General features: G+C 70.0%; 23 protein-coding genes. 13 read left to right on the top strand and 10 right to left on the bottom strand.

Features of this window, described 5'->3' with window-relative positions; all coding sequences use genetic code 11:
- Positions 1-73: 73 nt before the first annotated feature.
- Positions 74-1,582 carry a glycoside hydrolase family 43 protein gene (locus ACN6LB_RS03800; protein ID WP_445024541.1) on the bottom strand — a complete coding sequence of 503 codons (1,509 nt, stop codon included), beginning with the start codon at positions 1,580-1,582 and terminating at the stop codon, positions 74-76.
- 496 nt (positions 1,583-2,078) lie between these two features.
- Between ACN6LB_RS03800 and ACN6LB_RS03795 the strand changes: the two genes are divergently transcribed.
- Positions 2,079-3,455, top strand: a complete 1,377-nt coding sequence (locus ACN6LB_RS03795) for a glycoside hydrolase family 43 protein (RefSeq protein ID WP_445024540.1) — start codon at positions 2,079-2,081, stop codon at positions 3,453-3,455.
- Between the two features lie 66 nt (positions 3,456-3,521).
- Here the strand turns inward: ACN6LB_RS03795 and ACN6LB_RS03790 are convergent, their stop codons facing one another.
- Both ACN6LB_RS03790 and ACN6LB_RS03785 read right to left on the bottom strand, forming a co-directional pair.
- On the bottom strand, positions 3,522-5,204 hold the full coding sequence (locus tag ACN6LB_RS03790) for an acyltransferase (protein WP_445024539.1): 1,683 nt from the start codon (positions 5,202-5,204) through the stop codon (positions 3,522-3,524).
- A 23-nt stretch (positions 5,205-5,227) separates the two neighbouring features.
- A complete protein-coding gene (locus ACN6LB_RS03785; RefSeq protein ID WP_445024538.1) occupies positions 5,228-7,165 on the bottom strand; it encodes a glycoside hydrolase family 97 catalytic domain-containing protein in 1,938 nt (645 codons plus the stop codon).
- Positions 7,166-7,433: 268 nt separating this feature from the next.
- Here ACN6LB_RS03785 and ACN6LB_RS03780 point away from each other — a divergent pair, with 268 nt between their 5' ends.
- Entirely contained in the window at positions 7,434-8,921 is a 1,488-nt protein-coding gene (locus ACN6LB_RS03780) for an RICIN domain-containing protein (RefSeq protein WP_445024537.1), read from the top strand.
- A gap of 97 nt (positions 8,922-9,018) precedes the next feature.
- Here ACN6LB_RS03780 and ACN6LB_RS03775 read toward each other — a convergent pair whose 3' ends face one another.
- The 3 genes from ACN6LB_RS03775 to ACN6LB_RS03765 form a co-directional block, all read right to left on the bottom strand.
- Positions 9,019-9,738, bottom strand: coding sequence for an alpha/beta fold hydrolase (locus tag ACN6LB_RS03775; RefSeq protein ID WP_445024536.1), 720 nt, complete (start codon positions 9,736-9,738; stop codon positions 9,019-9,021).
- A 17-nt stretch (positions 9,739-9,755) separates the two neighbouring features.
- Positions 9,756-10,757, bottom strand: coding sequence for an alpha/beta hydrolase (locus tag ACN6LB_RS03770; protein ID WP_445024535.1), 1,002 nt, complete (start codon positions 10,755-10,757; stop codon positions 9,756-9,758).
- A 237-nt stretch (positions 10,758-10,994) separates the two neighbouring features.
- Entirely contained in the window at positions 10,995-11,411 is a 417-nt protein-coding gene (locus ACN6LB_RS03765) for a winged helix-turn-helix transcriptional regulator (protein WP_445024534.1), read from the bottom strand.
- Between the two features lie 109 nt (positions 11,412-11,520).
- On the opposite strand from ACN6LB_RS03765, the gene ACN6LB_RS03760 reads away from it, so the two are divergent.
- From ACN6LB_RS03760 to ACN6LB_RS03750, 3 genes are all read left to right on the top strand, one after another.
- The gene (locus tag ACN6LB_RS03760; RefSeq protein WP_445024533.1) at positions 11,521-12,468 is read left to right on the top strand and encodes an NADP-dependent oxidoreductase; all 948 of its coding nucleotides are present in this window, start codon (positions 11,521-11,523) and stop codon (positions 12,466-12,468) included.
- Positions 12,469-12,552: 84 nt separating this feature from the next.
- The gene (locus tag ACN6LB_RS03755) at positions 12,553-13,554 is read left to right on the top strand and encodes an ArsR/SmtB family transcription factor (RefSeq protein ID WP_445024532.1); all 1,002 of its coding nucleotides are present in this window, start codon (positions 12,553-12,555) and stop codon (positions 13,552-13,554) included.
- Between the two features lie 232 nt (positions 13,555-13,786).
- Positions 13,787-14,218, top strand: coding sequence for a hypothetical protein (locus tag ACN6LB_RS03750; protein ID WP_445024531.1), 432 nt, complete (start codon positions 13,787-13,789; stop codon positions 14,216-14,218).
- Between the two features lie 143 nt (positions 14,219-14,361).
- Here the strand turns inward: ACN6LB_RS03750 and ACN6LB_RS03745 are convergent, their stop codons facing one another.
- On the bottom strand, positions 14,362-15,156 hold the full coding sequence (locus ACN6LB_RS03745; RefSeq protein WP_445024530.1) for a helix-turn-helix domain-containing protein: 795 nt from the start codon (positions 15,154-15,156) through the stop codon (positions 14,362-14,364).
- A gap of 87 nt (positions 15,157-15,243) precedes the next feature.
- On the opposite strand from ACN6LB_RS03745, the gene ACN6LB_RS03740 reads away from it, so the two are divergent.
- The 5 genes from ACN6LB_RS03740 to ACN6LB_RS03720 all read left to right on the top strand — a co-directional run bounded on the left by ACN6LB_RS03740 (position 15,244) and on the right by ACN6LB_RS03720 (position 20,927).
- On the top strand, positions 15,244-15,630 hold the full coding sequence (locus ACN6LB_RS03740; RefSeq protein WP_445024529.1) for a nuclear transport factor 2 family protein: 387 nt from the start codon (positions 15,244-15,246) through the stop codon (positions 15,628-15,630).
- 116 nt (positions 15,631-15,746) lie between these two features.
- A complete protein-coding gene (locus ACN6LB_RS03735) occupies positions 15,747-16,310 on the top strand; it encodes a GNAT family N-acetyltransferase (RefSeq protein WP_445024528.1) in 564 nt (187 codons plus the stop codon).
- A gap of 340 nt (positions 16,311-16,650) precedes the next feature.
- Entirely contained in the window at positions 16,651-17,091 is a 441-nt protein-coding gene (locus ACN6LB_RS03730; protein WP_445024527.1) for an Lrp/AsnC family transcriptional regulator, read from the top strand.
- Positions 17,092-17,149: 58 nt separating this feature from the next.
- Positions 17,150-20,110, top strand: a complete 2,961-nt coding sequence (locus ACN6LB_RS03725; RefSeq protein ID WP_445024526.1) for an aminotransferase — start codon at positions 17,150-17,152, stop codon at positions 20,108-20,110.
- A gap of 196 nt (positions 20,111-20,306) precedes the next feature.
- Positions 20,307-20,927 (top strand): Type 1 glutamine amidotransferase-like domain-containing protein, encoded by a 621-nt coding sequence (locus tag ACN6LB_RS03720; RefSeq protein ID WP_445024525.1) that lies wholly within the window; start codon positions 20,307-20,309, stop codon positions 20,925-20,927.
- A gap of 90 nt (positions 20,928-21,017) precedes the next feature.
- Here ACN6LB_RS03720 and ACN6LB_RS03715 read toward each other — a convergent pair whose 3' ends face one another.
- Positions 21,018-21,374 (bottom strand): GNAT family N-acetyltransferase, encoded by a 357-nt coding sequence (locus ACN6LB_RS03715; protein ID WP_445024524.1) that lies wholly within the window; start codon positions 21,372-21,374, stop codon positions 21,018-21,020.
- A gap of 160 nt (positions 21,375-21,534) precedes the next feature.
- Here ACN6LB_RS03715 and ACN6LB_RS03710 point away from each other — a divergent pair, with 160 nt between their 5' ends.
- The gene (locus ACN6LB_RS03710) at positions 21,535-22,017 is read left to right on the top strand and encodes a carboxymuconolactone decarboxylase family protein (protein ID WP_445024523.1); all 483 of its coding nucleotides are present in this window, start codon (positions 21,535-21,537) and stop codon (positions 22,015-22,017) included.
- A 199-nt stretch (positions 22,018-22,216) separates the two neighbouring features.
- Positions 22,217-22,681 (top strand): SsgA family sporulation/cell division regulator, encoded by a 465-nt coding sequence (locus ACN6LB_RS03705; RefSeq protein ID WP_445024522.1) that lies wholly within the window; start codon positions 22,217-22,219, stop codon positions 22,679-22,681.
- Positions 22,682-22,742: 61 nt separating this feature from the next.
- Here the strand turns inward: ACN6LB_RS03705 and ACN6LB_RS03700 are convergent, their stop codons facing one another.
- Entirely contained in the window at positions 22,743-24,107 is a 1,365-nt protein-coding gene (locus tag ACN6LB_RS03700; RefSeq protein ID WP_445024521.1) for a dihydrolipoyl dehydrogenase family protein, read from the bottom strand.
- 249 nt (positions 24,108-24,356) lie between these two features.
- On the opposite strand from ACN6LB_RS03700, the gene ACN6LB_RS03695 reads away from it, so the two are divergent.
- Positions 24,357-24,932 carry a Dps family protein gene (locus ACN6LB_RS03695; RefSeq protein WP_445024520.1) on the top strand — a complete coding sequence of 192 codons (576 nt, stop codon included), beginning with the start codon at positions 24,357-24,359 and terminating at the stop codon, positions 24,930-24,932.
- 146 nt (positions 24,933-25,078) lie between these two features.
- Here ACN6LB_RS03695 and ACN6LB_RS03690 read toward each other — a convergent pair whose 3' ends face one another.
- Complete coding sequence (locus tag ACN6LB_RS03690; protein WP_445024519.1) at positions 25,079-26,086, bottom strand: AraC-like ligand-binding domain-containing protein; 1,008 nt, start codon at positions 26,084-26,086, stop codon at positions 25,079-25,081.
- Between the last annotated feature and the right edge of the window lie 78 nt (positions 26,087-26,164).

The raw sequence follows: 26,164 nt of genomic DNA, 5'->3' as shown, positions 1-26,164 counted from the left end.
CGATTCACTCGCCCCGGGTGCCGAGCACGGCACCCGGGGTCCACTCCTGCATCGGGAGGAGCGTGCAGCAGGCTCAGGCGGTCAGCTGCTCGTAGCCGAACCAGTCGAAGTGGACGACGCCCTGGGCCGCGTACAGGCCGATGACACGGCCGGTGAAACCGCCGGCCACCTCGGTCGACAGGTAGCGGCCGTCTAGCGTCGCGAGCGGGGCGAAGGTGCCGTCCGGCCGCTCCACGCCGAGGGAGACGAGATCAGGTCCGGTGCGCGGGTCGTACCGTTCCGGCGGCTCGGTGATCCGCACACCGAGAACGACCGGGCCGGCGGGCACCGGCAGGGTGGCCACGACGGCGCGCACCGAGCCGACGCGCGAGACCACCCGCACCTCGGTGCCGTCCGCCTCGATGTCGTAGTGGTGTTGCTCGTCGAGCCGAACGGCGAGCCCGCCGCAACCCTGCGCCGGATCGACCGAGGCACGCGCCTGGCACGCGTGATGCTGCTGGCGCCGACCGATGAAGACGGCGTCCGGCTCGTCGAGGGAAGTGCCGCGTGCCCGCAGTGTCAGCGAGCCGGGGCGCTCCTTCGTGGTGCAGTGCTCGGCGGACCGGTCGCGTACGGAGATCCAGGACGCATGCAGTTCGGTGAGGTCGAAGTCGTCGTGGTAGGGATCGCCGGGCCCGTCGTCGCCCGGCGCCAGGATGTCGCCGACGACGGGCCAGCCGTCCTCCCAGGTGACCGGAGCGAGGAAGGTCTCGCGGCCGAGGACGTGCCAGCCGGGAGTGCCGCCGTGCGGGCGCGCCCCGAGGAACACCATCCACCAGGAGCCGTCAGGGGCCTGCACCAGGTCCCCGTGCCCGGTGTTCTGGACGGGGTGGTCGGTACCGCGGTGGGTGAGGATCGGGTTGGCCGGACACGGCTCGAAGGGGCCGTTCGGAGAGAGCCCACGGGCGATGGAGATGCCGTGGCCGCGCTCGGTGCCGCCCTCGGCGATGAGCAGATACCAGTAGTCGCCGATGCGGTAGAGGTGGGGCGCCTCGGGGGCCTTGGCGCCGGGCCCGCCGGACCACAGCCTGCGGGGCTCACCGAGGGTGCGTCCTGTGTACGGGTCGAGGGCGACCTGCGACACCCCGGCGACTGTGCACCAGCAGGTGCCGTCCTCGTCCCAGGCGAGGTCCGGGTCGATGCCCGGGACGTCCGGCAGCCAGGTCGGGTCGGACCAGGGGCCCGCCGGATCGGTGGCGGTGACGAGCAGATTGCCGCCGCCCTCGCTGCAGTTGGTGACGATCAGCCAGAAGCGGCCGTCGTGGTGACGCAGCGTGGGGGCGTAGATCCCGCCGGACGACGGCATGGAGGTGGGCAGGCGCAGTTGCTCCGGGCGGTCGAGGGCGTTGCCGATCCGGGTCCAGTGGACCAGGTCGCGGCTGTGGAAGAGGGGGATGCCGGGGAAGTACTCGAAGCTGGAGCACGCGAGGTAGTAGTCGTCGCCCACACGGCAGACACTGGGATCGGGGTGGAAGCCGGGGACGACGGGGCCGGCGAAGCTCGCGCCCGCCGGGTGCTGGTCGGACACCTGGGATCCTTTCATCGGTGGGTCGGTCGGATCGTGCGGGAAGTTCGCGGCGCCTTACGGCAGCACTGCCGGACCAGGGGGTACACGGCGACCACTGACACACCCTCGAGGACTCCCCACCGGCGCTCCCCTGTCACCTTCGCGTCGAAGCGCTTCACACAACAACGAAAGCTAATGCGACGCTTCCAGCGAAACAAGAGGTTGAGTCAGTAGAAGCGCGCTGAGGTACTGGTTGTTGACGCCTCAGCGCAAGCGATGGTGGCGTCGAAGCGCTTCAACTCCGCTCCTCCCACTCGCCGATGGGCTCCGCGGATCACCCGAGGTTCCGGTCGGACCCTACGGCGGTCCAGTGAGCGTGACCCACGTGCACAGACTTCACCAAAGATGTACGAGGTGATTGACGCGCACATGGCCACGCCTTAACTTCTGACCGATTCACCGAACCGTGTTCGATATACCGATCGCCGTTGGCTGTCCTTGAGGGCCCCCGCACACATCCCTTGGAGCACGCATGGCCACCTCCCGCCGCCACTTCCTCGGCCTCGCAGCCACCACGCCGCTGGCCGTGACCGGCGCACTGAGCCTCGGCGCCGGCACCGCGTACGCCGCCGACTCGGCGTACGTGATGGGCTACTTCACCGAATCGACCTCCCTCGGTGAAGGCACCGACTACGGACTCCACCTGGCCGTCAGCACCGACTCGCTGAACTGGACACCGCTCAACCAGAACAACCCCGTCGTCACCCCCACCGAAGGCGACCTCGGCCTGCGCGACCCCTTCATCCTGCGCAAGCAGGACGGCACCTTCGTCGTCATCGCCACCGACCTCAAGGGCACCGACTGGAACTACGTAAGCCAGTACGTGCACGTCTGGAACTCCACCGATTTGCGGACCTTCACCGGTTACCACCGACTCAAGCTGCACGACATGAACACCCACTCCTGGGCGCCCGAGGCGTTCTGGGACGCGGGCCGGGGCCAGTACGCGCTCATCTACTCCGCCGTCAACTCCAGTGGCCACAACGTGATCATGGTCAACTACACAACGGACTTCCTCACCGCCTCAGCGCCCCAGGTCTTCTTCGACCCCGGCTACGACGTGATCGACGGCGACATGGCCGTGGGCGTCGACGGCGTCAACTACCTCTACTTCAAGAAGAACCAGACCCTGGTGGGCGCCCGCTCCACCTCCCTCGACCCAGGCAGCTTCACCGAGTTCAGCACCGGCGTCGCCCACGGCGGCACCGAGGCCCCGACCCTGGTCAAGTCCCTCACGTCCAACACCTGGTACCTGTGGGGAGACACCTACACCCCCAACGGCGTCTTCTACGCCTGGCAGACCACGAGCCTCGCGTCCGGCACCTGGACCGCGCTCGACCAGAAGACCTACACCCAGCCGCTCAACTCCAAGCACTGCGGTGTCGCCACCATCAGCACGACGCAGTACAACAACCTCATCGCCAAGTGGGGTGCCCCGGCCTGGAACCGGCTCAAGTCCTACAACTTCCCGGCCCGTTACATCCGCCACTCCAACTACGTCGGCCGTATCGACGCGTACCCGATCGACCCGCCGACCGACTCCCAGTGGAAGCTCGTCCCCGGCCTCGCCGACAGCACGGGCGTCTCCTTCCAGTCGGTCAACTACCCCACCCGCTACCTGCGCCACTACAACTACGCCCTCCAACTCGACGTCAACGACGGCACGTCGACGTTCGCCGGGGACGCGACCTTCTACCGCACGGCGGGCCTCGCGGACGCGACCTGGGCCTCCTTCCGCTCGTACAACAACCCGACCCGCTACATCCGCCACTCCAACTACGTCCTGCGCATCGACCCGATCTCGACCACGACCGAACGGCAGGACGCGACCTTCCGCGTCGGCTACTGATCACAGACACACGGCCGGCGAGGTGCCCCCACACCTCGCCGGCCGTTCACCTGCCTCTGCCGGGTGTCACCGCGCCGTCGGCGCTCCGGTGTCGTTGCGGACCGTGGACCGGGCCGGTTCGGGCCGGTGGACGCCGCGCGGGCGGTAGCCGAGGGAGTCGGCGCGGCCCAGGAGGTCGGCGAGGTACCAGATGATGGCGAGCCACATCTCGGTGCCCTGGAGCCCTGCTTCCGGGCCGGGGCCCGCCGGTCCGGAGCCGAAGCCGAACCCTCGGCCGTCCTGCCAGCGGGGCAGGATCGCGGCCAGCCGGCTCTCGGCCCAGGAACGTATGTCCGCCGACCGGTAGCCCTCGCCCCGGCTCCCGTTTCCCAGCTGCCGGGTGCACAGCCACAGAGGGTGGGCCACGTCCAGCACGTTGCACGCGTTGTCCCGGCCGGCGCCGAAGTGCCGGGGATCGCGGGCGTGGTCCAGGACCGCGTCCACCACCCGTTCCGGATGCGGAACCGGCAGCCCGAACTGGGCGAACGAGCCGCGGGTGAGCCGGTAGTAGCCGTTGACGACCTGGAGGCGGCCGGTCTCGGCGGACGGGCTGCCCCACATCCCGGTCCACGGGTCGACCCGGGTCAGCAGCCAGCCGAACAGTGACTCCAGCGCACCGGGATGCACACCGCCCTCTCCCTCGTGCCGCAGGTTCCAGTGTGCCGCGGTGGCCCATGCGTCGATCCAGGCCCCGGCTCCCCAGGCGCCGTCCTGCCACGGCAGCCCGTCAAGCCGGGTGACGAGTTGACGACCCGTCATTTCCTTTATGCCGCGCACCGGATGGGGAAAGGACAGGCCCAGCAGGTCGAGGGCGTAGCCGGCGGACAGGAGGTGGTAGAGCGCGGGACCGTCCCCGACGAAGCCGTCCTCGTCGGGCGCCGGCAGCACTTCGCCGAGCTCCGGCGTCAGTCCGGTGTCCGGGTCCTGGGCGGCACTCAACCGCTTGCCGTGTTCGTCCGCGGTCAACTGCTCCGGGGCCGAGCCCGTCAACACGTCGGCGATCTCCACGGCGTCGCAGTGCGCCCGGAGGGTCGGCGTCGCCCCGGGCCGGTCAACGTACCGGTCGCCGTCCCAGCACCGGGCGAGGATGTCGGCGGCCTGAGCGCGGGCGGTGTCCGCGAACCGGGTGAGAGGGTCGGCGCCGGAGGGCGCGAGGGATGCCTTGGCACCGCGGCGGTCGCGCAAGGGACGTGCCGGGTTCCCGGCGGCCACTGTCCAGGCCGGCAGGTCCCTGGTCACCACCGCACCGGCGCCGATCACACAGTGGTCGCCGATGGTGACACCGTCCACCACGACCACGTGCGAGCCGATCCACACGTCGTCGCCGATCGTGATCCCCCGGCTGGTGTGGGGCTGTTGGAAGACGGGACGGTCGGGTGCCATGGAGTGGTTGAAGCCGAGCAGCGAGGTGTGCGCGCCGATCCGCACGCCGTTGCCCAGGGTGACGGTGCCCCGCACGGTGGTGAACGGGTTCAGCGTGCAGTCGGTGCCGGTGGTCAGCTCATCGGTGACGTAGGCGTGAGCGGCGATGTAGGAGTCGCCGCCGAGCCGCAGCCGGTCCGGGAACACCGCGGCGGACTCGGCGACGTAGCACCGCTCACCGACCTCGCTGTCCCCACCGATCGCCCGCTGCCGCTCCCACTGGGCGGCTCGCTGTTCCTCGGTCGCCTCATCGGCGAACAGCCAGGGGCAGTGGTCGAAGTGCCGCACGCCTGGTTCCTCCTGGTCAGTGCTCAACTCGGCCTCAGGACCACGGCCTGGCCCCCCGCGGCGGCCATCGCCACACTCAGTGTGCTCGCCGAGGTGACGGTCCGTGTGCTCACGACGACGGGCGTCTGGTAGGGGCTGCTTCCCGGCGTTCCGTCGGCGTAGACCGTGGCGGTGTAGGTGCCGCTGCCGCTGCCGAGGAAGGTCAGCGGGATCGAGAGGGTTCGGGCCGTCTCGTCGGTCATCGCCCCCAGGTACCAGGTGCTGCCGCTGCGCCGGGCGACGGCGATGTACTCGCCGATCGAACCGGCGAGGGTTCGGCTCTGGTCCCACACGGTGGGGACGGCGTCGAACCAGGGCAGCCCGGGCCACTTCGACGTGGTGGCGTACTTCGACGGAGCGTCGTACCAGTACAGGAAGTTCAGGGGCTGGTAGTACACCGCGGCCATCGCCATCTGGTGGGCGTTGGTCGTCTGGTCCCGGGACTGGCCGTAGCAGATCGTGTAGTCCATCGGACCGCCGACGTTGCGAGCGAAGGGCAGCGTCACGTTGTGGCCGGCGGTCGGGAAGCGCTCGTTGCCCCGGACGCCCTCCAGGCTGATCCAGTTGGGATACGTGCGTTCGTAGCCGAACGGGCGGACGTCGTCGTGCATGTCGATGAGCAGCTTGTACTTGGCCGCCGTCGTGGCCCAGGTGATGATCTGGTTCGTCATCGCCTGGGTGCCGTCGTTGATGAAGCCCAGCTTGACTCCGGCGACGCCCCAGCTGCGGTAGAGGGCGAACAGGGTGTCCGGGCTGCTCAGGGCGATGCGGTTGACGTAGAGGAGGACGCCGATTCCCTTGCCGGCCGCGTAGGACAGGACCGTGGGCAGGTCGATCGCTGAGATCGGCTGCGTCGCGTCGGTCGTGCTGTTCTCCGGCCCGTACCACCCTGCGTCGTACTCGATGTACTGCAGCCCCCGGGCGACCGCGAAGTCGACGCCCGCCAGTCCGTCGGCGGTGGTCAGGTTGCAGCGGAACACCTTCCCGGGCTTGATCCAGGAGGTGTCGGCGAGGGCGCCCGCCGGGGCCAGGTTGAGCACCAGTTCGGCGTTGTCGACCAGTTCGGCGTGGGTGGAACCGATGACCACGGCGCGCCAGGGCGTGGCGAACGGTGCGGTGACGGTGGAGGTCGTCTGGACCGTTCCGGAGCCGCGCGCCGTGTGCTGCATCAGGTACGCGGCAAGGGTGTTGGCGTTGCCGGAGACGGAACTGAGCATCAGGCGGGGGTAGTTGATCCGGGCGGACTCGCAGACGCAGGCGATGAGCCCGTCGGCGTAGGTGGCGGTGAGCGGGAGGTCGGTCAGCGGGCCGGTGTCCGTGGAGGAGGTTCCGGTGGACGGGACGGACCCAGGTGCCACCGGGTTGTAGGCGTCCTCGTCCCGCGCACTGTAGACGAGCGTGCCGTCGGGGAAGACGAAGGTCGTCAGTTCGCCGGCGACGGTGACGGGGCCCCGGTCGAGCAGGACGTAGCGGAACGCGACGCCTGAGGCGTAGGCCCGGATCTGCACCCCGAAGTTGACGGAGGTGGCGGTGTCCCGGAGGTTCCAGCGCATCTCCTGGTAGGTGTCGGAGACGGTCGCGTTGCGTCCGTACACGGGGTTCCACGTCGTGTCGACATGCCAGTGCTGGTAGTTCGTCACTGCGACGTCGGTGCCGAGAGTGGTGCCGTCGCTCAGCCGCAGGCCCATGGCGGAGGTGTCGACCACCGTGACGCCGTCGCGCCTGGCCGACCACGTCAGCGCACCGCCGGTCAGCGACATCGTGATGCTGGTGGCGCCGTCGAGCGAGGTGGCGGTGACGGAGGCGTCGGCGGCCTCGGCCGGATGCGTGGCCCCGACGCCCAGGGCGGCCGCCGCGGCGGTGACGGCGGCGCCCTTGAGAATCCCTCGGCGGGAGGGCTCCCGGCGTTCTGGAACGGTCACGGCGTTCTCCTCGCTACAGCAAGCCCATTCAAACAAACTCGACCAGCAAGTAACAGATTCTTGCTGCGGCGAAGTTCTAACGTCTCATCATCCGCAGCGTCAACCCCTCATACACACAGGACGGATGGTCGAAATTTCGGACAGAGCGGATGGGAGTCAAGAACAAACAAAATCGATCGAAGTTCTTGACGTCATGGCTCCTTCACCTCTCTCATTGGTCCCCGCCAGGTGGCAGGGACCCGCCTGCTCGGATCGGAGAGGGAACAGCATGTTCAAGGGAACATCTCGTCGGCCGGACGGCCGATGGCGCAGAGCCGGCGCCGCCCTTCTGGCGCTGCTCGGCGGCGTCGCGGCCCTCCTGCTTCCGGCGACCGAGGCGCACGCCGCCACGGTGTCGTTCACCACGGGTGCCGCACGCACCGACCAGAACGGCAACACCCTGCAGCTGCACGGCCTCGGCATCATCAAGGTGGGAGACACCTGGTACGGCTTCGGCGAGGACAAGACCGGCGAGACCTCGTCGGACACGTCCTTCCAGGACATCACCTGCTACACCTCGACCAACCTCGCCGACTGGAGCTACCAGGGCCAGGCCCTGAGCAGGCAGAGCAGCGGGGACCTCGGCCCCAGCCGCGTCGTGGAGCGGCCCAAGGTCATCTACAACAAGTCGACCAGCACGTACGTGATGTACATGCACATCGACAGCACGAACTACTCCGAGGCCAAGGTCGGGGTGGCGACCAGCAGCACCCCGTGCGGCCCGTACACCTACCGGGGCAGCTTCCGGCCGCTGGGCAACCTCAGCCGTGACCTCGGCCTGTTTCAGGAGACCGACGGCACCGCCTATCTGCTGAGCGAGGACCGCAACAACGGCCTGCGCATCGACAAACTGTCCGCCGACTACCTGTCCGTGGACAGCGCGGTGGCGGTACTCGGCGCCAGCGGCGGCAACAGCGTCGAAGCACCTGCCATGATCAAGAAGGACGGCACCTACTACGTGTTCGGCTCCCACCTGACGGGCTGGAGTCTGAACGACAACATCTACGCCACCGCGACCTCGCTGAGCGGCCCGTGGTCGGCCTTCCGGAACTTCGCCGCTCCCGGCACCCACACCTACGGCAGCCAGACGGCGAACGTCATCACCGTCCAGGGCACCTCCGGCACCACGTACCTCTACGCCGGCGACCGCTGGGACACCTCCGACCTCGGCTCGTCCAAACTGATCTGGCTGCCGATGACCATCAGGGGCACGACGGTGAACGTCGGTCAGTACCCCACCTGGTCCCTCGATGCCGACGCCGGGACCTGGACCGCCGGCAGCGGGCTGCCCTCCTCGGGGGTCCACACGCTGACCAACGGCAACAGCTCGATGGCGATGGACGTGGCGAGCGGCTCCACGGCGAAGGGCGCCAAGATCATCCAGTGGTCGTCCAACGGCGGCGCCAACCAGCAGTGGACCCTGACGAAGGTGGCGGACAACGTCTACACGCTGAAGAGCGTGAAGAGCGGCCTGTGCCTGGACGTGCCGAACCAATCGACCGACGGCGGCGTCCAGTTGGAGCAGTGGACCTGCAACGGCGGGACCAACCAGCAGTGGTTCCTCGACCTGGTCGGCAGCTACACCGGCAGCACGTACATGCTCACCGGGGTGGGCAGCGACCTGCACATCGGTGTCGCGGGCTCGACCACCCAGGGCGCGGCGGTGGACCAGGAGACGGGCACCGGCGCGAGCAACCAGCAGTGGAGCATTTCCTGACCTGTCACAGGGTCGGTCGCCGTACGGCGGCGAAGCCCCGGTCCGCTCGACGTTTCGAGCGGGCCGGGGCTTCGGGCAGCGGCGGATCGCCGAACGGTCAGCCGACCGCGCGTACGGCGTCCAGGATGAGGGCGGCGACCTCCTTCGGCTGCGAGACGGCGACGGCATGCGAGGCGCCCTCGATCTCGACGACGGTGGCGCCGGCCCGCTCGGCGCCGAAGCGCTCGACCTCCGGGTTGATGGCCTGGTCCGCGCCGGCGATCAGCGCCCACGACGGCTTGGTCTGCCACGCGGCGGCGGAGGCCGTCTCCGTGAAGGCACCGGCCGCGAGCGGGCGCTGAGCGACCGCCAGGACCTTCGTGACGTCCGCGGGCACATCGGCCGCGAAGACGGACGGGAAGGCCTCCGCGGTGATGGTGACCTCGGCGGCGGGGTCACCGTCCGCCACGGGGTACGTCCACTGCTTCAGGTTGCTGACCAGCGGCGAGTCGGGGAAGCGGCCCTGCAGCTCGCCGAGGCTCTCGCCCTCTTCGAGGACATAGGCGGCCACGTAGACCAGCCCGACCACGTTCTCCGTGGTGCCGGCCACGGTGATCAGCGCGCCGCCGTAGGAGTGCCCGACGAGCACGACGGGACCGTCGATCTGGGCGGCCACGGAGGCGACGTAGGCGGCATCGGCGGCGAGGCCGCGCAGCGGGTTGGGCGGGGCGATCACCGGGATGCCCTCGCTCTGGAGTTCGGTGATGACGCCGGACCAGCTGGTCGCGTCGGCGAACGCGCCGTGGATCAGGACGACGGTGGGTATGGAGGTGGTCATGTGCAGATCTCCCGTGTTCAGGCGGTGTGCAGGGCGGCGCGCAGGGTGCCGGTGGCGAGCGTGATGGCGGCTTCGGCGGCGTGGGTGCCTCGCAGGGCGTTGAGCATGACGAAGTCGTGGATGATGCCCTGGAAGCGCACGGCGGTGACCGGGACACCGGCCTCGCGGAGCTTGTTGGCGTACGCCTCGCCCTCGTCGCGCAGCACATCGGCCTCACCGGTGATGACCAGAGCCGGGGGCAGACCGGTGAGCTGCTCGGTGGTGGCGCGCAGCGGGGACGCGGTGATCTGGGCGCGCTCGGCGTCCTCGGTCGTGTACTGGTCCCAGAACCACTGCATGCCGTCGCGGCGCAGGAAGTAGCCGGTGGCGAACTGGTGGTAGGAACCGGTGTCGAAGCTCGCGTCCGTGACCGGGTAGAACAGCACCTGCTGCACCAGCGGGACGTCGCCGCGCTCCTTGGCCATCAGGGTCAGCGCGGCGCTCATGTTGCCGCCGACGGAGTCTCCGGCCACGGCGAGCCGTGAGCCGTCCAGACCCTTGGTCGCACCCTGCTGGACGACCCACTGGGCGACCGCGTAGTTCTGCTCGATGGCGACCGGGTAACGCGCCTCGGGCGAGAGGTCGTACTCGGGGAAGACCACGGCCGCGTTCGCGCCGACGGCGAGCTCGCGCACCAGGCGGTCGTGGGTGTGGGCGTTGCCGAACACCCAGCCGGCGCCGTGGATGTAGAGGATGACCGGCAGGGTGCCCTCGGCGCCGGCGGGCTTGACGATGCGTGCTCGGACGCTGCCCGTCGGGCCGCCCGACACGGTGATCCACTCTTCGTCGACGGCGGGCTTCTCGATCTCCGAGGACTGCACCTCGTCGACCGCCTTGCGTCCCTCCGCCGGGGCCAGGTCGAAGAGGTACGGCGGATTGGCGGTCGCCTCGGCGAAGGCGGCAGCCGCGGGCTCCAGAACCGGCTGAACCGGCTGAACCGGTTCGACGGAGTGGGACATGTGCATCTCCAGAGGTTTCATCGGTGTGCCGGTCCTTCCGGCGGCAAGCTGCGTGAACAAGTGACGCAGAGTGCCGCGGACCGTCGCCCCTCACGCTAAATCCATTCCGCGGGCACACGTTGCCCACGAGTGCACTGCGGCTGGTCCCACAGTGCACGGAATGTGCGGCGCCCGCAGCGCACGGAAAAGCGCCCTGCGCAGAGCGCGGAACGACGCCCGAAGTCACACACGGACCGGCGGCCTCTCCGGCCGGGGCGGTTATCGAACGGGTTCTGGTGCGGCGGCGGCCCGATCATCGAAGTTCTGGCGTGCTGCCAGGACTTGCCGGGCGTGCTCCACGGACCAGGCGCTGATGGCGCTGGTCAGCCGACCGGCCTCGACTCCGAGCTCGGTGAGTCCGTATTCCACGCGTGGCGGAACGGTGGGGTAGACCGTGCGGTCGACGAGGCCGTCGCGTTCCAGCGCGCGCAGGGTCTGGGTGAGCATTTTCTGTGTGATCCCGTCCAGGAGGCGTCGCAGTTCGCTGAAGCGCATCGGTCGCTCGTGCCGACGGAGCGCCGCCAGGACGTACAACACCCACTTGTTGGCCAACATCTCGACAACGGTGCGCGAGGGGCAATCGCGGCGGTAGGTGGCGGCCCACTCCTCGGAGGCCTCACTCCTGATGGTTTCCATGAGGTACCTAGATATCAATCAGGTGCCTACTTCACAAGAGAAACCGCTGTGGTCGAGGATGGTGATCGAAATCGGCCGAGCCGGCCAACAACCGGAGGAGAGTGCCCGTATGACCACCCGTATGCGTGCGGTCAGCCAGCGCAGCTACGGCGGCCCCGAAGTTCTGGAGCTCGTCGAGACCGCCCTGCCGACGCCGGGTCCGGGCGAGGCGCTGGTCCGCGTCTCCGCGGCCGGAGTGAATCCGGCCGACTGGAGGATCCGTTCCGGAATGGTGCGCAAGTTCGGTGACCCGCCGTTCACTCTGGGACTGGATCTGTCCGGAGTGGTGGAGGCGGTCGGCGAGCAGGTGACGCGATTCCGGCCCGGCGACGAGGTGTACGGCTGCGCATTTCCGCCCCACGGCACCTATGCCGAGTACGTAGTCGCACCGGTCGAAGCGCTTGCCGCCGCGCCGGCGAGTATCGACCATGTGCACGCCGCGGCACTGCCGGTCGCGGCGCTCGCCGCCTGGCAGCCGCTCGTGCGGGTCGCCGCGGTCGGCACCGGGCAGCGGGTGCTCATCCACGCGGCAGCCGGCGGGATCGGCCATCTCGCCGTGCAGATCGCCAAGGCGTGCGGCGCCTACGTCATCGGCACCGCCCGGGAGAGCAGACACGCGTTCCTGCGGGACTTGGGCGCCGACGAACTCATCGACTACACCACCACCGACTTCGCAGCGGTCACCCATGACATCGACGTGGTCCTGGACCCGATCAGCGGCGACTACGGACCCCGATCGCTGGACACGCTCACGCCGGGCGGAATCCTCATCGACGTGCGGGGCACCGGACCCGACCGAACCGCCGTCCGGGAGCAGGCCAGGGCGCGCGGTCTGCGGTTCGTCGAGTTCGGGTTCACCCCGTCCGGCGCCGATCTGGAGAGCATCACCGATCTGGTGGAACGCGGCAGCCTCCGGGTCGTCGTCGATCACGTCCTGCCGCTGGAGGACGCGGCCAAGGCGCACGAACTCAGCCAGACCAACCATGTTCAAGGCAAGATCGTTCTCACTCCCTGGTGATCGGGAGGCACCTTGAGGCGTGCCCGGTGGGGCATGCTGAGGGTGCGCTCACGCGCTCTATCGCGGTGACAGGGGGCCCGGTTGGTGTTACGCATTCACTTCACGGCGGAAGACCTCGCCCGGACACGGGTGGCCGCGACGATCGGCGTCGCGGCGGAGATCTACTACAGCCTGGAGCTGCTGAGGGAGAAGCGGGACCTTCTTCACTTGCGCTCATGGCGGTCGGCGGTCGCGGGCCGGATGGGAGCGGACACGCGCCCCCTGACGTCCCTGGTTCCGGTGCGCGGTCCGGGACTTGATCTGCTGGCCCTGATGGGTGATGTGCCTTCTCCGGACCACGCCGTGGACAACCTGCTGCACGCCCCGGCGTCCCGGCTGCGACGCGAGTTCGAGGGTCTCGACTTCCATCCCCGACACCTGTCATGGGCGAGGCGGGTGTCCGAGGGGGACCGCGACGCGCGGCGGGAGCTCGCCGAGGCCGTGCGCGCCTGCCATCGGCTGACCGTGGAGCCCTACTGGGACCGTGGACGGGCCGAACTGGTCGCGCTCTCCACCCGTTGCGCGAACCTGGTGCTGGAGGGAGGCATCGACCTGCTGCTGCGTTCCGTCTGCGCACCACTCGTCCACTGGCGTCCGCCGGTGCTCGAAGCTCCCTACCCGCGACAGGTCGAGGTGCGCCTTCGGGGCAGGGGACTGATCATCACGCCCACGGTCTTCTCGAAGCACCCGGTGAGCTTCCTGTGGGACCCGCTCGACACCGCCCAGCCACCCCGGCTGACCGTACCTGCCCTGCGCCGGCCGCTGACCGGTACCGGACCGGCAGAACCGGACGGCTCCACCGTCCGGAACCTGGAGTCCCTGCTCGGCCGTACGCGAGCCGCCGCACTGCGGGTGACAGCGGAAGGCTGCACGACGACCGAGCTGGCACGCCGTCTCGACGTCACGGCCGCAGCGGCCAGTCAGCACGCCACAGTGCTGCGGAACACGGACCTCATCACCACCAGTCGCCGAGGCGGGTCCGTGCTGCACCTCATCACCCCCCTCGGGCTGGCCCTGTTGCGAACCGGCGCCCTGACGCAGCAGTGAGCCCCAGGAGCACAGCGGCATCAGCCCGGCGGGCCGAGCGTCGCCCCGCTCGGGTGCCACCGGGTTCTCGTGACGAGGTGCGCGACGGGACGAGGTGCACGAGTCGCCGCGCCTGCTGACGTGGCCCCCTTTAAGCCCTGGCTTAAGAGATGGGCCGCAGGTGGCCGCCCCGCCCAGGATGTGAAGCCGCAACCGGCTCATCCCAACTCACCCGCCCCATCCTGGAGTTCATATGCAGACTCATCTCGCCGCCGCGCTCGGTTCCGTCGTGCTGACCGCGGGCACCCTGCTGGGCGCTCCCGCCGCGAGCGCTCAGGTCGCCGACTACCCCGTCACCCCTTACGCCCCGATCCTGGTAGGGAACACATGGACGACGGGCACGATCACCTGGTACAACCGGTCGGTCGTGGTGACGGGGACGCACAAGTCGGTGAGCGCGGCCGGCCCGGAGTACTGCCGACGCACCTGGGCGTACACCTACAACGCGGCCGGCGAGAAGCTGGGCTCGGCCGGCTCCGCCTCTTCCGACACGGCGTGCGGTACGTCCAAGAACTTCAGCTTCCAGGTTCCGGCCGATGTCCCCGGCGGAGCCGCACTCGTGCGCGTCTGCCTCGATGACGGCAATCTCAAGGACCTGCTCTGCCGGCCTTACCGGCGGCCCTGATCGCTCCTGTCGCCTGAAGAGCAGGACAGACCTTCTTATCCATGGAGGGCGCCCGGTTCGCTGAGCGCGGCCGGGCTCGCGCCTTCCGGCGGTGTGGCTGTCCATGCCGGACAGCCGCACCGCCAGGCCCGCCGCGGCGCCGATCAGGGGCAGGCGGTTGCTCGGGCGCCGCCGTCGGACGCCTCGAAGTAGGCGGCGCTCTCCGCGTCCGCCGGGTAGTACGACTCGATCGCGACCTCGTCCAGCGTGATGTCCATCGGCGTACCGAACGTGGTGATGGTCGAGAACAGCCGAAGCTCTCGTCCGTCGAAACGGAGGATCATCGGAATCACGACATCGGATGCGACCGATCGGCTCGAAGCGTCCTCGGAGTCGGGCTCCAGCAGTTCCTCATAGAGCGCGGTGAGTTCGGCGTCGGGAGCAGCGGCGAGCTGACGTCTGATGCGGGAGCGGAACATCAGGCGCACGTCGGCCAGGTTGACGACCAGGGGAGCGAATCCTCGCGGGTCCAGTCCCAGACGCACCAGGTTGATCGGCGGCCGGAGCAGGGCGGGATCGACGTCCGCGAAGAACGGCTCGACCGCACGGTTGGTCATCACGATGTTCCACCGGCGGTCGAAGGCCACCGCCGGGTACGGCTCATGCGCACGAAGCACCCGCTCGACCGCGTCCCGGGCCGCCGACAGCGCGCCGTCGTCGAGCGACCGCTCGGCGTACCGGGGTGCGAAGCCCGCCGCGAGCAACAGCCGGTTGCGCTCACGCAGCGGCACATCGAGCTGGTCCGCGAGCCGGAGGACCATCTCGGCGCTCGGGTTGGACTTGCCCGTCTCGACCAGGCTGACGTGACGAGCCGAGACATCGGCTGCGATCGCAAGATCGAGTTGGCTGAGTCGTCGGCGATGCCGCCACTGCCGTAAGAGCTCCCCGATCGTATGCATGGTCATCGAGCGTACTCATCGTGGAGCCGCGCGCCATGAAATGCGACTTCATCGACAACCGTCGCGGCCCGCGGAAACACTGCTGCCATGACCACAGACCACAAGAGCATCGTTCAACGGGCACTGACGGAACTGATCGAGACGGGCAGCGTCGAGGTGCTCAAGCCGTTGCTGAGCAAGGACTTCATCCACCACCGGCCTGACTCGACGTCCTCCACCAAGACGGAATGGCTCGATGCCGTACAAGCAGCACTCATCCCGCTCGCCGACATGCAGGTCGAGGTCCGCCACCTGCTGGCCGACGGTGATCACGTCGTGCTGCACTCGCGGCGACGGCTGCCCGACGGGCCGGAGATCGCGGTCGTCGATATCTGGCGGGTCGAGGACGGGCTGATCGCCGAGTGCTGGGAGACCATCGAGCCGGTGGCCCGGGCGGCCGCCAATCTCGCGTGGTGGGAGCCCGCCGGGCACTGACCGGTGACGCGGGAGGCTCTGCAGCTCGGCGGTCCGATGCCGTACGGCCGTGGTTCGCCGGCGGTATCCGGGGAAAACCGTTGGGCTGCCCGATCCGCTTCCGTCATGATCGATTAGTGGACACCTATCTGGAAACCGAGCGCCTGGCGCTGCGCCGCTTCACCGCCGATGACGCGGACCTGCTGATCGAGCTGGACAGCGATCCGGCGGTGATGCGCTACCTGAGCGGCGGCCGTCCGACTTCACCGGAACTCGTCCGGGAGCGCTATCTGCCGAACATCCTCGCCAACTACGAGAAGTGGGGCGGCGACCTCGGGCTGTTCGCCGCGCACGAGAAGGACGGCGGAGCGTTCATCGGCTGGTTCATCCTGCGTCCCGAGCCGCAGGGCCCGCTGGACGAGGTCGAACTCGGCTACCGGCTGCGGCAGGCGGCCTGGGGCAGGGGCTATGCCACCGAGGTCTCGCGGGCCTTGCTGGGCAAGGCGTTCACACAGCTCGGTGTGCGGATGGTCTGGGCCGAGACGATGTCCGTGAACCGCGGTTCCCGCAACATCATGGAGAAGCTCGACATGACGCTCGCGGACACGATCCCCGTTCCCCCCGACATGGAGATGATCGAGGGCTCCGAGTTCGGAGGCGTACGGTACGAGATCACCAAGGAGCAGTGGGCGCAGCATTGACGTGCGTCTCGGGCTGAAGCCGCAGGATGTGGGCCGTCTCGATCGTTGCCGCGCCGCTGCGTGGCACGAGGCTCGGCCGGGCATCCGCGGCTTCCTGCTTTTTCGCGCACCCGGGCCGTCAGCCGGCCCGGCTCCACCGGCGGCTGTCTCGCGGGGCCCGGAGGCTCGGCCCGTCCCGGTCGACAGCGAGCGCCCGCCCCACCCTTCGCTCGCTTGAAGCGCCCGCATCCCTTCGATCGCTCGATTCGAGCGTCATGACACTTGATTCGAGTGCGAAGAACCGGCATGGTGCTCGAAACGGTATTCCGGACCATGGTTCCGGGAGCGAAGAGGGTGTTTCATGGACGAGATCGACCGGGCCATCCTGCGGGAGCTGCAGGTGGACGGCCGGATCCCTTACGCCGACCTGGGGCCCAAGGTGGGCCTGTCACCGTCAGCCGCGAGGCTCCGACTGCAGCGCCTGATCGACGCCAAGGCGGTGCAGGTGGTGGGGGTGACCGACCCGATGACCATGGGCAACCAGGCGATGGCCCTGCTCGGCCTGCGCATCGACGGCGACCCCCGGGCGGTGGCCGACGCGCTCTCCGGGCACGACGAGGTCGTGTACGCGGTCCTGACCGCGGGGGCCTTCGACCTGTTCGTCGAGGTCGTCTGCGCGCGGCCGCACGACCTGCTGGATTTCGTCAACGACGTCGTACGGGCCATCGAGGGCGTCACGGCCGTGGAGAACTTCCCCTACTTCGGGATCCACACCCACCGCTTCCTGTGGCACGTCGACTGAAACGCGTCTGCCCACCCCGATCCGCCCCCGCCCCGCGCACCACGCCGAGGACCTCGCCATGCCGCACACCGAGCACCGCACGATCGACTTCTTCGCCGAGGACGCACTCCCCGCGCCGCGGACCACACCGGCCGAGGCCGAGCTCATAGCCGCCCGCGACCTCGGGATCGACGCGCACGCGGAGGCGCTGGGGAGCCAGCAGGATGCCAACTTCCTGCTGCAGGACGGAAACGGGACGGCCGTGGCGGTCCTGAAGATCGCCAACCCGGCCTTCGGCCCCGTGGAGATCGAGGCACAGGACACAGCCGCCGACCTGATCGCCTCGGCCTGCCCCGACCTGCGTGTCGCCACCGTGCTGCGCCACCCCGACGGCACCCCCCGCCGTACGACCATCGACACCGACGGCGGGCCGGCCGTCGCCCGGTTGCTGCGCCACCTGGCGGGCGGCGCACTGTCCGGACCTCGGTACATGTCCCCCGGCACGGTGGCGGCGATGGGAACGATCGTCGCCCGAGTGAGCACCGCCTTGCGCGACTTCCGTCACCCGGGACTCGATCGTGTCCTCCAGTGGGACCTGCGGCACGCCGACCGCGTCGTCGCCGCCCTCGCCGGGCACATCGACGAGCCCGAGCGGCGGAGCGCCGTCGAGGACGCCACCGCCGAGGCCTGGGCCCGCGTCCAGGAGCTCGCCGCCGCGCTGCCGCGCCAGGCCGTGCACCTGGACCTCACCGACGACAACCTGATCCGCCGACCGGGCAGTCGCGTTCCGATGCCCGACGGGGTCATCGACTTCGGTGACCTGACGGCGAGTTGGGCGATCGGCGAGCTCGCCGTCGCACTCTCCTCCGTCCTCCACCACGACGGCGTCGAACCGCATCACGTGCTGCCCGCCGTCCGGGCCTTCCACGCGGTGCGACCGCTGTCCGCCGCGGAGGCCGAGGCGCTCTGGCCGCTCGTGGTCATGCGCGCCGGCGGCCTCGTCGTGAGCGGACGGCAGCAGGCCGCCGTCGACGCGGACAACACGTACGCCACAGGCGCGCTCGACCGCGAGTGGCGCATCTTCGAACAGGCCGTCCGCCTGCCGCTGCCGGTGATGACCCGGCTTGTCAGGAACGCGATCGGTTTCGCCGACGCCCCTGTCACGGCCGACGATCCCGAACTCCCCCTGCTGCGCGACATCACCGGCGACCGCATCGCCGTACTCGACCTGTCCACCGACTCCGATTCCATGGACGCAGGCGCGTGGCTCGACACCGACGCCGAGGAGGCGCACTCGGCCGCCGCGCTCGCGAAAGGCGCGGCCGCGACCGCCACCCGGTACGCCCAGGCGCGGCTGAGCCTGGCCCCGGCCCTGTCGACGCGCTCCGGCGCGACGGTTCCCACCGGCATTGACCTGCGACTCGGTCGGGCGGCGGTGATCCAGGCCCCCGGCGCGGGGAAAGTCCTCTCCGCGGGGGCGGGGATCATGGAGATCACCCACGGCCCCTTTGTGCTGACGGTGTCCTTCCCGGCCGCCGCTGCCGTGGTCACCGCCGGTGCAACGGTCCGGGCGGGCGACGACCTCGTCCACCTCCCCGCCGGGAGCCGCGCCCGCATCGCACTGCGCACGTCCGACAGCCCTGCCGTCCCGCCCCTGGTACGTCCCGAGTACGCCGCCGGCTGGCTGCCGCTCACCGCCGACCCCGCCCCGCTCCTGGGCCTGGCCGCCACGGACCGCGAGGAGCGGACCAACCTGCTGGAGCGGCGCAGTGGCGTGTTCGCGACGGTGCAGGAGCACTACTACGCCACGCCGCCCCGGATCGAACGGGGTTGGCGCCACCACCTGCTGTCCACCGAAGGCCGCTCCTACCTCGACATCGTCAACAACGTCACCCCGCTGGGCCACGCCCACCCCCGCGTCGAACAGGCGGTGGCCAGGCAGCTACGGCGGCTGAACACCAACTCGCGGTTCCACTACGCCTCGGTGGTGGAGTTCACCGAACGCCTCGCCGCCCTGCTGCCGGAACCACTGGACACGGTGTTCCTGGTCAACTCCGGCTCCGAGGCGGTCGACCTGGGCCTGCGGCTGGCCATCGGCGCCTCCGGCCGACCCGACGTGGTCGCCGTGCGCGAGGCCTACCACGGCTGGACCTACGCCTCGGACGCCGTCTCCACCTCCCTCCAGGACAACCCCAACGCCCTTGCCACCCGCCCCGGTTGGGTCCACACCGTGGACTCGCCCAACTCCTACCGGGGCCGCCACCGCGGGACGCACGCGGCGCGCTACGCGCCGGAGGCCGTCGCGGTGATCGACGAACTGGCCGCCACCGGGCGCCCTGCCGGGGCATTCGTCAGCGAGACCTTCTACGGCAACGCCGGCGGAGTCGCCCTGCCCGACGGCTACCTGGCCGAGGTGTACGCGGCGGTCCGGCGGCACGGCGGCCTGGCCGTCGCCGACGAGGTCCAGGCCGGCTACGGCCGACTCGGACACTGGTTCTGGGGCTTCGAGCAGCAGCAGGTCGTCCCCGACATCGTCTGCGTCGCCAAGGCCATGGGCAACGGGCACCCGCTCGGCGCCGTCATCACCTCCCGGCCGGTCGCCGACCGGTACCGCGAGCAGGGCTACTTCTTCTCCTCCACCGGAGGCAGCCCGGTCTCCAGCGTCGTCGGCCTCACCGTCCTGGACGCCCTGCGCGACGAAGACCTCCAGGGCAACGCGGTCCGAGTCGGCGGTCATCTCAAGAAGCGGCTCCAGGCCCTGGCGGACCGCTACCCCGTCATCGGTGCGGTCCACGGCTCGGGCCTCTACCTCGGCCTCGAACTCGTCCGCGACCGCGACCGCGCGAACCTGGAGCCCGCCACCGAGGAGACCGCCGAACTCTGCGACCGCATGCTCGACCTCGGCGTCATCGTCCAGCCCACCGGCGACCACCTCAACATCCTGAAGATCAAGCCCCCGCTGTGCATCGACACCACCGCCGCGGACTTCTTCGCCGACACACTCGACCTGGCCCTGACCCAACTCGGCCACGCGGGCTGATCCCGCACATCCGCGGACACACGTCAGCCTGCGACAGTCACACGCCGACCCGACCTCACGTCTCCTGAAAACGGCCGTCTCCCGTCGAGCACTGGCCGAACAGGCGTCGCCGGCTCTCCCGCCGGTAGTCCTCAAGTGTCCTGTCGACAGGCGGTGCGAGCGTCCATGTCGGCCCCGAAGTCGGCCACCAGGCGGCGTGCCCGCCACTGGTCCCCTATTCGATACGGCCAGTGGTGATGCCCCCGGCTGCTCCGAGCAATTTCTCGCTGCGTTTCACTCACGCAGCTGTGAGCCCAGTGTCCTGCCGTTGTTCCGCAGAGAGCTCGATGACACCGCGTTGCGCACGTTCCTGCTCTCTCAGGACGTCGTGTACGCAGGGGGCGGCAGCACCGCGAACCTGCCGGCGGTCTGGCGTGCGCACGGCGTGGACCGGCTGCTGAGCGAGGCCTACGACCGCGGCACGTTGCTGTGCGGCATCAGCGCGGGCGCCAACTGCTGGGCCGAAGGCTCGCAGACCGACTCCTTCGGACCGCTGACGTTTCTCCTGGACGGCCTGGGCCTGCCGGCCGGCTCGGTCTGCCCGCACTACGACAGCGAACCGGGCCGGCGCACCTCCTACCAAGCAGCCGTGGCAACCGGTGCGCTCCCCGCCGGGTGGGCACTGGACGACGGCGTCGGCGCTCTCTTCACAGACGGCCTCCTGACGCAGACGGTGACCCGCACGCCACGGGCCCACCTGTACCGGGTCGGGCCGGACGCAGAATGCGGAGCCACGGAGCGTGCCCTTCCGTGCCTCCTGCTCACCGACGCGCAGTGATCCTTCTCATCGCCCCCTGACAGACTGCCGGGGGCAATGCGTGTGATCACGAGAAAGGCGCGGGGGTCGCGTCCCGACGGTGGATGAACTTCATGCGCTCGGATTCCGAGAGCCCAGTTCCCCTTCCAGCCACCGCAGGACCTCGGGGGTGACCGGGTCGGTGATGTCGGTGAACTCGTCGTGCTTCTTGAGGAACTTGGCCACGTACGGGCACACCGGCACGATCCTCTTCCCCAGCGCGCGCACGTCGGTGAGTGCGTGCTCGACCAGCTGTGCGGCCAGGCCCTGTCCGGCGTAGGCGTCGTCTATCTCCGTGTGGAAGAAGACGCGTTGGGCGCCGTGGTCGCGGTAGGCGGTCAGGCCGGCGCGCTTGCCGTCGACCAGTATTTCGTAGCGGTGGCGGTCGTCGTTGCGCTCCACGACGGGAGCGGGGGTGGGCTGGCTCATCGGATTCCTTGCGTCGCAGGCGGGTTGATGGGGGTTCGATGGTCGGTGGTCAGCGGTGGGCGGGTCGGCCCGTACTTCCTCGCGGGACCGCCTTCCCCACTCATGGTAGTTTCACATTAAACAACTTGCATCGGTCGTAGGACGATGAAGGAGTCCCAGGTTGAACAGCCCGACGCCGGGGTCCGCGGAACAGCGGATATTCATCGACAAGCAGAGCCCGAAGGCCTACCACGCCCTGGTGCAGACCTCGGAAGCGGTGCGCGGGGTCGCCTCCGACGCGGGGCTCGACCGGACCCTGGTGGAACTGGTCAACCTCCGCGTCTCGCAGCTCAACGGCTGCGCCTACTGCCTCGACCTGCACACCCGCGCCGCCCTGCGAGCCGGTGAGACCACGCGGCGGCTCGGGGTGCTGGCGGCCTGGCGGGACACGGAGCTGTTCACCCCCGTGGAACGCGCGGCCCTCGCCCTGGCCGAGGCGACGACCGAGCCGTCCGACGCCGCCGCGCAGGAGGTCGCCCACGCCGCCGCCCGGGACGCCCTCACCGACGACCAGATCTCCGCAGTGATCTGGGTCGCGGTCACCATCAACGCGTTCAACCGGGTCTCGATCATGAGCAGGCACCCGGTACGTGCGGACCACTGACGCCGCACCCGGCGGCCGCGCCTCCGCAACCTGAGTCCGGTCGGCATGCATGAGTCGGTTCTTCTTCGGGCAACACTTCGTGCGTCCCTCGGCAAGACGCCCCCACGCGCTCGCCGTACGGTCATCGGCACCACCCCCTCCCCCCACACCGCTGGACCGATGAACCGAACCGCAGGAACAATCGCAGACAGGGGGCCCTGTGAAACAGCCTCTCGCCGACGCGGCGGGTGAACACTCGATCGCCTTTCCACTGGAGATCCACGTCACGCCCGCCGGCCGACCGCCGATACCGCTGCCCGCCGAGTTCCGGTACGACCGCGACGACCCGTACGCCGTGTGCCTGGCCGTCGGAGCGCCCACGACCGCGTCCGTCGACTGGGTGTTCGCCCGGTCGCTCCTCGCGGAGGGACTTCGCGGACCCGCGGGCATCGGGGACGTACAGGTGACGCCACGGCGCCGCACCGCCGCAAGGCACCCCTCCTCGCCGGACACCGTCCACGTCCTGCTCAGCACAAGGGAGGGGGACGCGGCCACTCTGGAGATCCGGGCGTCCGCGATCGTCGCCTTCCTGCGGCGGACCGACGCGATGGTGGCGCCCGGCACCGAGCACCACCACCTCGACCTGGACCGTGTCGCCGCCCGGCTCACCACCGGTGGACCATGACGGATCACGCCTGTGGATCGCTGTGGGGCGGATCGGTGAGGTACGGATCGGCGCGGGACGGTCAACGCAGGGCCGCCAGCGCCGGTTCGACGGCCCGGTGGAACGTCGGGTACGTGTAGATCATGTGCCGCAGGCGCTCGACGGGAACCTCCGCGTGGACGGCCACGTTCAGCCCGTACAGCAGCTCGCCTCCGGCCGGTCCCGCCGAGGTCGCGCCGACCAGGACGCCCCGGTCGGCGTCCTCGACCAGCTTGAGGAACCCCTCGCCGCCCGGCCCGTGAATCCAGCCACGGGTGGAGTCGGCATTGGACACCACCGCGGTGCGCACGCGCAGCCCCTGCTTCCGGGCCTGCCGCTCGGTGAGGCCCACGGCCGCGATCTCGGGATCGGTGAACGTGACGCGGGGCAGCGCCCGGTAGTCCGCGTCGGGACCGGGGTTCCCGAGTACGTCCCGCACGGCGATCTGGGCCTGGTACATCGACATATGGGTGAAGGCACCGCGCCCGGTGATGTCGCCGACGGCCCACAGGCCCTCCGCCGCCCGCATCTGCCCGTCCGTGGGCACGGCCCCGGCCGTCGGGTCGAGTCCCACCGACTCGACGCCCAGTCCGGCGAGTTCGACCTGCCGCCCGGTCGCGACGAGCAGCCGCTCGGCGCGCACGGGGTCGGCCACTCCGTCGAGCAGCACGGTGAACTCGGCCCCGTCATGGCTCACTTGCCGCGCCCGCACACCGGTCAGCACGGTCACGCCGTCGGCCCGCAGCGCCCGCGCGGCAAGCTCCCCCGCCTCGGGCTCCTCCTGGGACAGCAGCCGCTCCTGCCCCTCGACCACGGTGACGCGGCAGGTGAAGCGGGCGTAGACCTGCGCCACTTCCACGCCGATGGCGCCGCCGCCGAGGACCAGCATGGATGTGGGCAGTTCCTTGGCGGCCATGGCGTCCCGGTTGGTCCAGTACGGCGTCCCGGCGAGCCCGGGCACCGGCGGAATCCGCGGCCGGCTGCCGGTGGCCAGCACGACGCCCCGGCGGGCCTCGATGGTGCGCCCGCCGACCGTCACCCGCCGCGGACCGCTGAGCCGGCCCCTGCCGCGGACCAGCCGGCCGCCCTTGGCCGTCAGGCGGTCGGCCGCCACCTGGTCGTTCCAGTCGTCGGTGGCCTCCTCGCGGATGCGTCCGGCGACGCGATCCCAGTCCGGCGTCACATGCGCGTCCCCCGCGAGGGCGGGCACGCGCCGCGCCTCCGCCAGCAGGTTCCCGGCCCGGATCATCATCTTGCTGGGCACGCACCCCCAGTACGGGCACTCGCCCCCGACGAGCTCCGCCTCGACGCCGACCACGTCCAGACCGGCCTCGGCCAGCGTGCCCGCGGCGTACTCACCGCCCGGCCCCAGCCCGACGACCACCACATCCGCCCGCTCTTCTGCCATTCCCACGTCTCCCTGCCCGCTGCCCGTGCCGCTGTCCGACGAGCCGTCGGGCACCGACGCTAGAGCGGTGGGACGACACGACGAGTCCCTGAGCGCACGGTTGTCCGCCCGATAGTGAACACCTGGCCGGCGCCCCGGTGCCCGGTGCGCTCACAGACGCCACCCCATGCGCTGCGGAGCAATTCGCCCCCGCCTCCCCCGCCTACCGTCACCTCCGTACCCACAGCACGGCACCGCAGGAGGCCCGCCATGACCACCACGTCCCAGCCCACCAGCAGCCAGCCCTGGCTGCACCAGAAGGGCGCGGTCATCCAGGAGTTCGGGACCGTCAAGCAGTTCCCGCTCGGACTGTCCTACGACGCGCGCATGTACTCCTGCCAGCGGCTGAACCAGGTTCTGGCGGACACGCAGATCCTCTACGGCCTCTACAAGAAGCACCACTGGAACATGCGCGGCGCGACCTTCTACCAACTCCACCTGCTCCTCGACAAGCACGCGGGAGAGCAGCTGGAGCTCGTCGACACGATCGCCGAGCGGGTCCAGACCCTGGGCGGCGTCTCCGTGGGGGATCCCCGGCACGTCGCCGAGATCACCTCGATCCCGCGCCCGCCGGACGGGGTGGAGGAGGTCCCGGCCATGCTCTCGCGGCTGCTCCAGGCCCACGAGAGCATCCTGACCCAGGCCCATGACGCGGCTGCCTGCGCGGCCGAGTCGGGCGACGACGGCACCAACGACCTGCTGGTCTCGCAGGTGATCCGCACCGGCGAGCTGCAGGCCTGGTTCCTCGCCGAGCACCTGGTCGACACGCCGCTGGTGCGCGCCTGAGCTTCACGTTCCGGGTCTTCCGCATGGGGCGCATGAGAGAGCGCGGGCCCGCACCGGCCGGTCGCGGCGCCTACGGAACCGTAGGAACGAAAGGCGAAGCCGCGACTTCGGACCCGATCGCCGAACAGAGGGTGTCGCGGAGCCGGTCAGGCGGCCTCCGACTCGGGCGTCACGGCGTTCGGCTCCCCCGCGCCGAGACCCCCGGCGAGGCGCAGGATGCGCCATTCGCGCGGGGAGCAACCGTAGGTGGCTCGGAACACCCGGCTAAAGTGGGCGGGGTTGACGAATCCCCAGCGCCGGGCGATCGCCGAGACGACGGGTGACGTGCTGCCGGGGCGGGCCAGTTCGCGGGCGCACTCCTCCAGGCGACGCCGCTGGACGAACCGGCCGACGGTGATGCCCTCGCCCTCGAAGAGCCGGTGCAGGTACCGCACGGAGATGTGGTGCGCCTCCGCGACGGCTTCCGGTGAGAGGTCGGGATCCCCCAGATTGCGGTCGATGAACTCGCGGATGCGCGGGACGAGATGGCGCTGCCCGGCCTCCTCCGCTGCGCCGCCGTGCCGGGTCCTGTCGGCGACCAGGGTGGCGAAGAGGTCGACCGCGCTGGAGGCAAGCCCGCTCGCGACGGTCGGGGAGTAGGAGTGCGCCGAGGCGACCAGCGTGCCCAGGAAAGGCATCAGTACGGCGCCGATGCCCTCCGTGGTTCCGATCGCGGTGCCGGTGATCCGGTGGATGTCCTCGTCCGGCAGGCCCAGCACCTGGCGGGGCATGTGGATCACCCGGGTGGTGAACCGCTCCGGGTGGTCGAGCGAGTACGGCCGCGAGGTGTCGTACACCATGAGGTCGCCCTCTCCCACGACCGTCCGGCGGCCGTCCTGAACGAGGGTGGCCGTGCCGGACATCTGGACGCCGATCGCCACGAACGCCCGTGCGGAGCGGGCGATGTGCTTCGACGTACGGCTGGCGCGCTGGGCGTCCGCCTCGATGGTCGAGACCCTGAGGTACCCGAGGCGGCCGGAGGCGATCCGGCCCGCGAACGGCCCCTCGGCACGCGGGACGACCGCCATCGGCACCAGGGCCCTGCCCACCGCGTCCCGCCAGTACCCGACCTTCTCCTCGTCGGGTACCGAAGCAGTCGTCAACACCAGGTTCACCTGGTTCTCCTCTCCACCGTGCGTAAGCGGCGGAGACCTCGGATCCGCAGCGCACGCGGACCGAGGAGGCTCGCATCC

It is taken from the genome of Streptomyces sp. SAS_270, assembly GCF_052543295.1.
Note: the sequence above shows the minus strand (reverse complement) of the source record. Positions and strands in the feature narration are given on the sequence as shown.

What these genes read in the sequence shown, in the direction of transcription:
- ACN6LB_RS03695 (WP_445024520.1), top strand. Translation starts at nt 24,357, where the DNA reads ATGACCACCACGTCCCAGCCCACCAGCAGCCAGCCCTGGCTGCACCAG.
- ACN6LB_RS03780 (WP_445024537.1), top strand. Translation starts at nt 7,434, where the DNA reads ATGTTCAAGGGAACATCTCGTCGGCCGGACGGCCGATGGCGCAGAGCC.
- ACN6LB_RS03795 (WP_445024540.1), top strand. Translation starts at nt 2,079, where the DNA reads ATGGCCACCTCCCGCCGCCACTTCCTCGGCCTCGCAGCCACCACGCCG.
- ACN6LB_RS03750 (WP_445024531.1), top strand. Translation starts at nt 13,787, where the DNA reads ATGCAGACTCATCTCGCCGCCGCGCTCGGTTCCGTCGTGCTGACCGCG.
- ACN6LB_RS03800 (WP_445024541.1), bottom strand. Translation starts at nt 1,582, where the DNA reads ATGAAAGGATCCCAGGTGTCCGACCAGCACCCGGCGGGCGCGAGCTTC.
- ACN6LB_RS03715 (WP_445024524.1), bottom strand. Translation starts at nt 21,374, where the DNA reads ATGAGCCAGCCCACCCCCGCTCCCGTCGTGGAGCGCAACGACGACCGC.
- ACN6LB_RS03740 (WP_445024529.1), top strand. Translation starts at nt 15,244, where the DNA reads ATGACCACAGACCACAAGAGCATCGTTCAACGGGCACTGACGGAACTG.
- ACN6LB_RS03770 (WP_445024535.1), bottom strand. Translation starts at nt 10,757, where the DNA reads ATGAAACCTCTGGAGATGCACATGTCCCACTCCGTCGAACCGGTTCAG.
- ACN6LB_RS03765 (WP_445024534.1), bottom strand. Translation starts at nt 11,411, where the DNA reads ATGGAAACCATCAGGAGTGAGGCCTCCGAGGAGTGGGCCGCCACCTAC.
- ACN6LB_RS03745 (WP_445024530.1), bottom strand. Translation starts at nt 15,156, where the DNA reads ATGCATACGATCGGGGAGCTCTTACGGCAGTGGCGGCATCGCCGACGA.
- ACN6LB_RS03760 (WP_445024533.1), top strand. Translation starts at nt 11,521, where the DNA reads ATGACCACCCGTATGCGTGCGGTCAGCCAGCGCAGCTACGGCGGCCCC.
- ACN6LB_RS03730 (WP_445024527.1), top strand. Translation starts at nt 16,651, where the DNA reads ATGGACGAGATCGACCGGGCCATCCTGCGGGAGCTGCAGGTGGACGGC.
- ACN6LB_RS03725 (WP_445024526.1), top strand. Translation starts at nt 17,150, where the DNA reads ATGCCGCACACCGAGCACCGCACGATCGACTTCTTCGCCGAGGACGCA.
- ACN6LB_RS03700 (WP_445024521.1), bottom strand. Translation starts at nt 24,107, where the DNA reads ATGGCAGAAGAGCGGGCGGATGTGGTGGTCGTCGGGCTGGGGCCGGGC.
- ACN6LB_RS03775 (WP_445024536.1), bottom strand. Translation starts at nt 9,738, where the DNA reads ATGACCACCTCCATACCCACCGTCGTCCTGATCCACGGCGCGTTCGCC.